Origin of the sequence: Nocardia sp. NPDC049707, from assembly GCF_040674855.1 — a bacterium.
GTDB lineage: Bacteria > Actinomycetota > Actinomycetes > Mycobacteriales > Mycobacteriaceae > Nocardia.
In genome coordinates this window covers 1-6660 of the sequence record NZ_JBFANN010000099.1, presented here as the reverse complement: position 1 = coordinate 6660, position 6660 = coordinate 1, and the positions used below count along the sequence as shown (strand labels likewise).

Annotated in this window: 7 protein-coding genes; 1 reads left to right on the top strand and 6 read right to left on the bottom strand. The window is 66.5% G+C overall.

Annotated features, from left to right (window positions below; translation table 11 throughout):
• The first annotated feature begins 212 nt into the window (after positions 1-212).
• Complete coding sequence (locus AB0J29_RS36825; protein WP_364795917.1) at positions 213-1022, top strand: enoyl-CoA hydratase-related protein; 810 nt, start codon at positions 213-215, stop codon at positions 1020-1022.
• Positions 1023-1034: 12 nt separating this feature from the next.
• Here AB0J29_RS36825 and AB0J29_RS36820 read toward each other — a convergent pair whose 3' ends face one another.
• The 6 genes from AB0J29_RS36820 to carD all read right to left on the bottom strand — a co-directional run bounded on the left by AB0J29_RS36820 (position 1035) and on the right by carD (position 5629).
• Positions 1035-1313: a DUF4190 domain-containing protein gene (locus AB0J29_RS36820; protein ID WP_364795915.1), complete on the bottom strand. Its 279-nt coding sequence runs from the start codon at positions 1311-1313 to the stop codon at positions 1035-1037.
• Positions 1314-1458: 145 nt separating this feature from the next.
• Complete coding sequence (rlmB, locus tag AB0J29_RS36815) at positions 1459-2436, bottom strand: 23S rRNA (guanosine(2251)-2'-O)-methyltransferase RlmB (protein ID WP_364795914.1); 978 nt, start codon at positions 2434-2436, stop codon at positions 1459-1461.
• On the bottom strand, positions 2436-3863 hold the full coding sequence (gene cysS / locus AB0J29_RS36810; RefSeq protein ID WP_364795911.1) for a cysteine--tRNA ligase: 1428 nt from the start codon (positions 3861-3863) through the stop codon (positions 2436-2438). Before cysS ends, rlmB begins: the two co-directional genes overlap by 1 nt.
• 64 nt (positions 3864-3927) lie before the next feature.
• On the bottom strand, positions 3928-4395 hold the full coding sequence (gene ispF, locus AB0J29_RS36805; RefSeq protein ID WP_364500207.1) for a 2-C-methyl-D-erythritol 2,4-cyclodiphosphate synthase: 468 nt from the start codon (positions 4393-4395) through the stop codon (positions 3928-3930).
• A 38-nt stretch (positions 4396-4433) separates the two neighbouring features.
• The gene (gene ispD / locus AB0J29_RS36800) at positions 4434-5138 is read right to left on the bottom strand and encodes a 2-C-methyl-D-erythritol 4-phosphate cytidylyltransferase (protein ID WP_364795908.1); all 705 of its coding nucleotides are present in this window, start codon (positions 5136-5138) and stop codon (positions 4434-4436) included.
• Between the two features lie 2 nt (positions 5139-5140).
• Positions 5141-5629, bottom strand: coding sequence for an RNA polymerase-binding transcription factor CarD (carD, locus tag AB0J29_RS36795; protein ID WP_011206964.1), 489 nt, complete (start codon positions 5627-5629; stop codon positions 5141-5143).
• Positions 5630-6660 lie beyond the last annotated feature (1031 nt).

The window sequence follows — 6660 nt, the reverse complement described above, 5'->3', positions numbered from 1 at the left end:
GCTCGACCTCCACTCCTTCGATGTCCGGATCCGTCGCCCCCGAGACAACCGCGTCGAAGCGCATGCGCCGCAGGCGCGAGTCTCGACGACTCGGACGCGAGACAGTGGGGGGCCGCGAACACGCCGCGCCGCAGGCGCGGCAATCAAACACAGCCCGCGCGGCCAATAACACCGCGCCCGCGCCGCCGACAACCCGACTAACATCCAATGGCATGAGTTCGGAATTGCTCGTCGATGTCTCCGCGGGCATCGCCGTCCTCACCGTCAATCGACCCGCACAGCAGAATGCCGTCACCCCAGCCATGGCCGCCGAATTGAGCGCGGCCTTACAGCGTTGTGATATCGAGGATGCGATTCGCGCGGTGGTCATTACCGGTACGGCGCCCGCGTTCTGCGCGGGTGCCGATCTGTCCAACCGGGTCGGCGAGGTCACCGCGACCATCGAACCGGCGCCGTGGCGGGTGCGCAAGCCGGTGATCGCGGCGGTGAACGGGCATGCGGTCGGCATCGGACTCGCGCTGGCCCTGCAATGCGATCTGCGGTACATGGCACGCGACGCGGTGTACGGACTCAATCAGGTGCGTCGCGGTGTACTCGCCGACGGCTACGCGCACTGGACACTGCCACGGCTGGTCGGCATGGCCAATGCCGCTGACATCATGCTGACCGGTCGCACCTTCGACGGCGAAGAGGCCAAGGCCATGGGCCTGGCCAATGCCTGCCTGCCCGCGGGCGAGGTATTGCCGACCGCGCTCGCCATCGCCCATGACATCGCGAACGGGACGGCGCCGCTGCCGGTGGGACTGTCGAAGCGGCTGCTATGGGAGAGCCTCGCCATGAGCCCGGCCATGGTCGGACAGCTGGAGACCGATCTGAACGCGCACGTCACCAAGAGCATCGACGGCGGTGAGGCCATGGCGGCCTTCCGAGATCGCCGCCAACCCAACTGGACCGGCAGCATCAGCGAGGAATGGCCGGCCTGGGACAGCACCGGCGAGAAGCAACGGCCCAGCCTGGATTGACGCGGTCCGCTACTATGCGCGGCCGCCAATCAGGATGAGCAGGAAAATGATCGCCATGCAGACCATGAGGATCGTGCCGATAACACCGAGGACGTAGCCGACCAGCACCTGCGCGCGCCCACCGTAACCACCGTGGGATTCCTCGATCTGGTTGAGCGCACGTCTGCCGAGCGCCCAGGCCACCGGCCCCAACACACCGCAGCAGAACAGACTCGCCGCACCGATCGCCAGCACCGCCGTCGCATGCGGATGCTCGATCGTCTCCTTAGGAGCCTGATTCGGGATGGTCACGAGTCGAATTCTACGGTGCCGGAGTCGATTTGCGGTTCAACCGCGGCAAACGATTTGCCCCGTCGACAGCGATCGCCGAGGTACGGTCCGCCCGTTGCGGTTCGAACGCAGCTCGGTTGACAGGCCGCCGATACGCTTTCCGTGCTCAGACTCGACGCTGGCGCGCGATCTCCGAGAGCACAACGCCCGCCGCGACAGACGCGTTCAGCGATTCCACCGGCCCGGCCATCGGAATGCTGAGGATCGAATCACAGGTCTCGCGAACCAGCCGGGACAGGCCCTTACCCTCCGAACCGACCACGATCACGGTGGGGATGCGGCCGTCGAAATCATCAAGGGTGGTGTCACCACCGGCGTCGAGTCCGATGATCTGGAACCCCTGCGACGCCCAATCCTTCAGCGTGCGAGTGAGATTCGTCGCGCGGGCGACCGGAAGCCGGGCCGCGGCACCGGCACTGGTCCGCCAGGCCACTGCGGTGACGCTGGCACTGCGCCGCTGCGGAATCAGCACACCCTGCCCACCGAAGGCGGCCACCGAGCGGATGACGGCACCGAGATTGCGCGGATCGGAAATATTGTCCAGCGCGACCAGCAATGCGGGTTCGACCGAATCCTGGACCCGCGCAACCAAATCGTCCGGATGGGCATACCGATACGGCGGCACCTGTAGCGCCACACCCTGGTGCAGTCCGTTGGCGCTCAACCGATCCAGATCGGTGCGCGGCACCTCGAGGATCGAAATGCCCGCATCTGCGGCAATCTTCACACTTTCGGTCAGCCGGTCGTCGTTCTCGGTGCCAACCGCGACATACAGCGCGCTCGCGGGCACACCAGCGCGCAGACATTCGACAACCGGATTGCGGCCGAGCACCATCTCCGGACCGTCGTCGGGCTTGCGTCCGGCCGGTCGACCGGTACCGCGCGGGCCCGGCCTCCCCTGGGTGGCGGCCTTCGCCTTGGCGGCCGCACGCTTGGCGGCTGGATGTTTGGTGCGCGCCTCGGCGGGCGGGGTCGCCCCACGGGGCTCCAGACCGCGCCGACGCTGCCCACCGGAGCCGACGACCGCGCCCTTTTTGGTGCCGCCCTTACGAATCGCGCCGCGGCGCTGTGAATTGCCTGCCATCAGTTCGCCTTTCCACGCTGTACCGCGCCCGGAGAATGCTGTGCCGCGCCCAGCGACCATTCCGGACCCTGCGGAGTATCGGTCACTTCGATTCCGGCGGTCTGCAACCGGTCGCGCGCCGCATCGGCGCTCGCCCAGTCCTTCGCGGCGCGCGCCTGCTGGCGGCGGTCGAGTTCGGCGCGCACCAGGACATCCAACGCGTCCAGCGCGACCGAATTGTCCTGTGGGGTGTACCACTGCGGGTCGAACGGGCAGACGCCGAGGATATTCAACATGGCCCGGACCTGTCCGGCCAGCTCGACCGCCTCATCGAGCGCGCCCGATTCCAGCGCCTTATTGCCCTCGTGCACAACCCGATGCAGTTCGGCCAGGGCCCGCGGAATCGCCAGATCATCGTCGAGCGCCTCGGCGAAGGCATCGGTCCATTTGCCGACCGCGATCTCCCCGGCCCGCTCGGCCACTCGGTGCACGAAGGCCTCGATGCGCTGATACGAGGCCGCGGCGTCGTAGAGCGCCTTATCCGAGTACTCCAGCATCGAGCGGTAGTGCGCACTGCCCAGGTAGAACCGAAGTTCAACGGCCCGAACCTTTTTCAGCACATTCGGCACCGCGAGCACATTGCCGAGCGACTTGGACATCTTCTCGCCGCCCATGGTCACCCAGCCGTTGTGCAGCCAGTACTGCGCGAAACCGTCACCGGCGGCCTTGGACTGGGCGATCTCGTTCTCGTGATGCGGAAAGACCAGATCCATTCCGCCGCAATGGATATCGAATTCGGAGCCGAGATAGAACTCGGCCATGGCGGAGCATTCGAGATGCCAGCCGGGCCGACCGGGCCCCCACGGTGACGGCCAGGTCGGCTCGCCGGGTTTGGCGGCCTTCCACAGTGTGAAGTCCCGTGGATCGCGCTTGCCCTCGCCGGCGCTCTCGCCCTGGGCAACGTCTTCGATTTTGTGCCCGGACAGGCTGCCGTATTCCGGATAGCTGAGGACATCGAAGTAGACATTGCCCGCCGAGGCATAAGCGTGCCCGCGGTCGATCAACCGCTGCATCAGATCGATCATCTGGGTGATGTGACCGGTCGCGCGCGGTTCCACCGAGGGCGGCAGTACGCCGAGGGTTTGATAGGCCTTATCGAAGGCGCGCTCGTAGGTGGATGCCCATTCCCACCAGGGCCGCCCCGCTTCGGCGGCCTTGATCAGGATCTTGTCCTCGATATCGGTGACATTGCGAATGAACAGCACGTCGTAGTCGTGTGCGAGCAGCCAGCGCCGCAGGACGTCGAATGCGACTCCGCTACGCAAATGGCCGATATGCGGTTCTCCCTGCACAGTGGCGCCACAGAGGTACACCGAGGCACGGCCGGGGACCAGTGGCGCGAAGTCGCGCATGGTCCGCGTGTCGGTGTCAAAAAGGCGCAGAGTCACGGAAGTCGATCCTAGCTGGTAGAGAAGGCCGCTCACGGAGCGGATCAGGTCGGCGGGAGCTGGATCAGCGACACTCTTGTAGCAGGGCGGTAGCCACTGCCGCAATGCCCTCGCCGCGGCCGGTCAACCCGAGGCCGTCGGTTGTGGTGCCCGACACCGAGACCGGGGCGCCGAGCAGTTCGCCGAGTACCTCTTGAGCCTCGGCGCGCCGCGGTCCGATCTTCGGCCGATTGCCGATCACCTGGACCGCCGCATTGACGATTTCGAAGTTCGCCTCGTCAAGGAGCCTTCGCACTTCTTTGAGCATGGCCGCACCGGAAACGCCCGCCCATTCCGGCCGTCCGGTGCCGAAGACCGCGCCGACATCGCCGAGTCCGGCCGCGGAAAGCAGCGCATCGCACAGCGCGTGCGCGGCGACATCGCCGTCGGAATGTCCGGCGCAGCCGTCTGCGCCGTCGAAGCGCAGACCTGCCATCCAGCACGGCCTGCCGACTTCGATCGGATGGACATCGCTGCCGATGCCAACGCGCATGCCCAGGCCTGCATTGGATGCTCGCTCGCTGCGCTCACTCATGACGGACCCGCCGTCCATGCACCGGCGAGCACGGCATTTGCCAGCTGCAGATCGAGCCGGGTGGTGATCTTGAAAGCCAAGGTGTCGCCCGGAATGGTGCGCACCTGGGTGCCGAGCAATTCGACCAGACCGGCGTCGTCGGTGGCCTGCAGGCGCTCATCGGCGTAGGCCGCGCGCAATAAGTCGGCCGCGAAACCCTGCGGAGTCTGGATGGCGCGCAGACCGGCGCGGTCGGGTGTGCCGGTGACCTCGCCGCGCGCGTCGACGGATTTGATGGTGTCGACCACCGGCAATGCGGGCACGACGGCTCCGGCACCGGCGCGCAGTTCCGCGACGACCCGGGCGATCAGCTCGGGCGGGGTCAACGCGCGGGCGGCATCGTGCACGAGGAAGTGGGCGGCATCGGGGGCGGCGGCGATACCACAGCGCACCGAATCGGTGCGCTCGGCGCCGCCGATGACCACGCGCACCGACTCCGAGGGCGGCAGCAGGGCAACGGCGCTCTCGACGAGTTCGGTGGGGACCATCACGATGATCCGGTCGACCGCCCCGGAGGCGATCAGGCCGTCGACGGCCAGCCGGACCATAGGTGTGCCGCCGACCGTGACGAACGCCTTGGGTGTCGATTCACCCAGACGAACGCCACGACCGGCGGCAGGCACCAACGCAACGACGGATCCGTCGCTGTGAGAAACGTTCACGGTCAGGAAGCCGCGGCGAGAACCTCATCGAGGAGCGTCTCGGCCTTGCCGTCGTCGGTCCCCTCGGCGAGCGCGAGCTCACCGACGAGAATCTGTCGGGCCTTGGCCAACATCCGCTTCTCACCCGCGGACAGACCGCGGTCCTGCTCCCGACGCCACAGGTCGCGAACAACCTCGGCCACCTTGTTCACATCGCCGGAGGCGAGCTTCTCCAGGTTGGCCTTGTAGCGGCGAGACCAGTTAGTCGGTTCTTCGGTGTGCGGCGCACGCAGCACCTGGAAGACTCGGTCGAGACCCTCCTGGCCGACAACGTCGCGCACGCCGACATATTCGGCGTTTTCTGCGGGAACGCGAACAGTCAGGTCACCTTGGGCGACCTTGAGGACCAGATACTCTTTTTGCTCACCCTTGATGGTGCGAGTCTCGATTGCTTCGATCAGCGCCGCTCCGTGGTGGGGGTAAACGACGGTGTCTCCGACCTTAAAAATCATGTGTCCCGTGCCCCTTTCGATGTTCACAGTTTAACATGCGACTCGGTAACGGCGCGATCAACTGTGCAGGTCAGGGCCACAACGAGCCGACCGCCGGGGTTGACAGAACCGGCGCGGTGTGCATTACGTTGTGCCAGAACAGGTTATCGACCGACGTGAATAGCACACCGGACGGTCCGCGACCGCAACGGCGTGTCCGCAACTCCGCCGCCTCCCCGGAAAACCGTTACCCAACGGATGCCGCACACGGGGGTGTCCAGACCTTCCGACTCGGGGAGACCACCACCTGGCGAGCGAGAAGTTCACGGCCAGTCTCGCGTCCGCGCACAGCCATCGATTCAGCTGAGACGTCGAAACACATCCATAGGGCTCGAGTCTCGACGCGCGTACACCGCGTGCCGAACGATCCGCCATCAACGACCACCACGAAGCGAGTCTTACAAGCGAGGAGTTCGCAGCCGTCCCACACCCAAGTCGTCAAAGCACACACGCCACAGGCACCGAAGTCCACCGCCCAGCGCGCGCACATCAGGCACCGAATGACCCGCCCACAACGACCACAACGGAGCGAGTCATACGAGCGACCCGTGCGCGACCCGTCCCGCGTCCGAGCCGTCGAAGCACATGCGCCACGCGCGAGTCTCGACGCGCGCACCAGGTGCCGAACGCCCCACCCCAACCGACCACCACGAAGCGAGTCATACGAGCGACCCGTACGCGGCCCGTCTCGCGTCCGAGCCGCCGAAGCACATGCGCCACGCGCGAGTCTCGACGCGCGCACCAGGTGCCGAACGACCCGCCCCAACCGACCACCACGAAGCGAGTCATACGAGCGACCCGTACGCGGCCCGTCTCGCGTCCGAGCCGTCGAAGCACATGCGCCACGCCCGAGTCTCGACGCGCGCGCACCAAGTGCCGAACGCCCCGCCACCAGCAACCACAACGGAGCGAGTCTTACGAGCGACCCGTTCGCGGCCCGTCTCGCGTCCGAGTCGTCGAAGCGCATGCGACGAAGTCGCGAGTCTCGACGG